Consider the following 2201-nt stretch of genomic DNA (forward strand, 5'->3'; position numbering starts at 1 on the left):
CCACCAGCTACCTCAACGACGTGCGCTTCGACCTGCGCCGCGGAGCCGAGGGCGTCGCCTACCTCACCGACTCCTCCGACCAGGGACCCAACGCGCTGGTGGTGGTGGACCTGGCCACCGGTCAGAGCTGGCGGCGGCTGCACGAGCACCCCTCCACGAAGGCCGAGCCGCTCACAGACTTCATGCCGGTTGTCGAGGGCCGCCCGATGGTCGCCCGCCAGGAGGACGGGACCGTGGCGCCGGCGATCGCGATGGGCGCGGACGGAATCGCCATCGGCGCCGACGGCGCCCGCCTCTACTACTGCCCGCTGGCATCCCGGCGGCTCTACAGTGTGGCTACCGACGCGCTGGTGGACCGAGCCCTGGATGAGGCGGCGGTGGCCGCGACCGTGCGTGATGAAGGCGACAAGGGCGGGGCCGGCGACGGCCTGGAGTCCGACGCACAGGGCAACGTGTATGCGACGAACTACGAGCACAACGCGGTGCTGCGGCGTCGGGTCGACACCGTCGGGGCGTGGGAGACCGTGGTCAGCGACCCTCGGTTGCTGTGGCCGGACACGCTCTCGGTCGCGGCCGACGGCTACCTCTACATCACCGCGAACCAGCTCCACCGCCAGGCCGACTACCGGCAGGGGCAGGATGAACGGGTCAAGCCCTACACCCTCTTCCGCACCCGCATCGACGCCCGACCCGTCCTGCTGCGCTGACCACAGCGGGACGGAACTGGATGCAGCCATGCACAAGTGAAGCGCCCTGTCTTTGACACGTCGAGTTCTCCTCCTGCGGGGATGTTCTTGTACCGCCGGGCCAGTCAGGGACAGCAGCACATGTTCCACGCCTGCTGGCCCTGACCGGCATTACGGCATGGGCCTGGACTGCGCTCAGCCCAGGGAGGCGAGCAACTCGGCGCAGGCCCGCTCGCAGCGCCGGCAAGCCTCAGCGCAGATCTTGCAGTGCTCGTGCATTTCAGCGTGGGAGGCGCACTCGTCCCCGCACGTCTTGCAGGCGGTTCGGCAGGCCTCCAGCAGGGCACGAGTGGTCTCGACGTTGTTGCCGGTCTGCCTGGACAGCACCGCCCCGGTGGTGGCGCAGACGTCGGCGCAATCCAAATTGAACCGGATGCACTGCCTCAGTTCTGCGACCATGTCCTCGGCCAGGCACGCGTCCGCGCAGGCCGTACAGGTCTGAGCGCACTCGAAACAGGCCTCGATGCACTCGGCCAGCTTCTGCCGGTCGATGTCCCCCAAGTCTTTCGGATAGGTCTCCAGCATCGAGCTCACGTGATGGGTCATGGCTTACTCCTTCATCGGTGCGGTTCGGAAAACGAACCGGCCGGAACCGGCCCGCCATGCAACCGACCATAGACCCCCCGCCCGACCCGGAAAAGGGGCTCAACTTTGAAGATTCCGTGAAGATCCCAGCCGGCCACGGGTTCCGCCCGAGCCGTTCGAGCGGGCGGCTAGGCCCGAAATGACGGCCTTTCCGGGCCCGGCTCAACCCTGAATCGGCTCGGAACTTGGCACTCCGGCAAGTTGCGGCCAGATCACGAATCCGCATTGTTGCATAACGTTCTGGTCACGGACCATTTCGACTAAGTAATAACTTGCTCGACGCCGAATTAGGAGGCCGTGGAAAAAGTCCAGAAAATGTACGCCAATGTCTACCGAGGTAACCTATGTCCTACCCCCACCCGCCGTGCCCGCATCGAGGCTGAAGCACAAGCCCGCCGTTCCCAGTACCGCCGTTCCCTCACCATGGGTGCGATAGGCCTGACCACCGTGGTGGGAGCCACGGTGGCCGGCATGGGCCCGGCCGCAGCCAACGAGGGCGCCTACTCCGCGCCCAGCGGCTCCACTGCTAATTCCTGGACGTGGGAGGGCGGTACCGCCGCCGAGACGTCCCGCTCTTCCAGGGTTAACACGCACTCGTCCGCGACCAGCAGTGAGCCGGCCCAGGATATCCAGCGGGCCTCTTACTCCACCGCTTCCTCCAGTAGTACTGGTTGGGGGGCGGCCGTGCAGTGGGCTACGGCCAAGGCTGCCGATCCGGGCGTCGGTTACGTCTGGGGTGGAAATGGCCCGACCGGCTACGACTGCTCCGGCTTCATTCAGAACGCGTTCGCGCAGGCCGACATTGAGCTGCCTCTGAACTCCAAGGTCCAAGTATGCGGCCGCTAGCTGTAGGAGGGCATGACGTTGTTG

General features: G+C 66.2%; 3 protein-coding genes. 2 read left to right on the forward strand and 1 reads right to left on the reverse strand.

Annotation, left to right across the window (positions count from 1 at the left end; genetic code table 11):
- Positions 1–707 (forward strand): L-dopachrome tautomerase-related protein (locus HMPREF3105_RS04805; RefSeq protein ID WP_246830332.1); only part of this gene is annotated, 707 nt, incomplete at its 5' end.
- A gap of 174 nt (positions 708–881) precedes the next feature.
- Here the strand turns inward: HMPREF3105_RS04805 and HMPREF3105_RS04810 are convergent.
- Entirely contained in the window at positions 882–1292 is a 411-nt protein-coding gene (locus tag HMPREF3105_RS04810) for a four-helix bundle copper-binding protein (protein ID WP_070708881.1), read from the reverse strand.
- A gap of 336 nt (positions 1293–1628) precedes the next feature.
- Here HMPREF3105_RS04810 and HMPREF3105_RS12650 point away from each other — a divergent pair, with 336 nt between their 5' ends.
- Positions 1629–2177 carry an NlpC/P60 family protein gene (locus tag HMPREF3105_RS12650; RefSeq protein ID WP_246830333.1) on the forward strand — a complete coding sequence of 183 codons (549 nt, stop codon included), beginning with the start codon at positions 1629–1631 and terminating at the stop codon, positions 2175–2177.
- Positions 2178–2201 lie beyond the last annotated feature (24 nt).

It is taken from the genome of Micrococcus sp. HMSC31B01 (assembly GCF_001816085.1).
GTDB classification, from domain to species: domain Bacteria; phylum Actinomycetota; class Actinomycetes; order Actinomycetales; family Micrococcaceae; genus Micrococcus; species Micrococcus luteus.

Excerpts from the sequence above, each read along its gene's own strand:
- HMPREF3105_RS04810 (WP_070708881.1), bottom strand. The coding sequence starts at position 1,292 with ATGACCCATCACGTGAGCTCGATGCTGGAGACCTATCCGAAAGACTTG.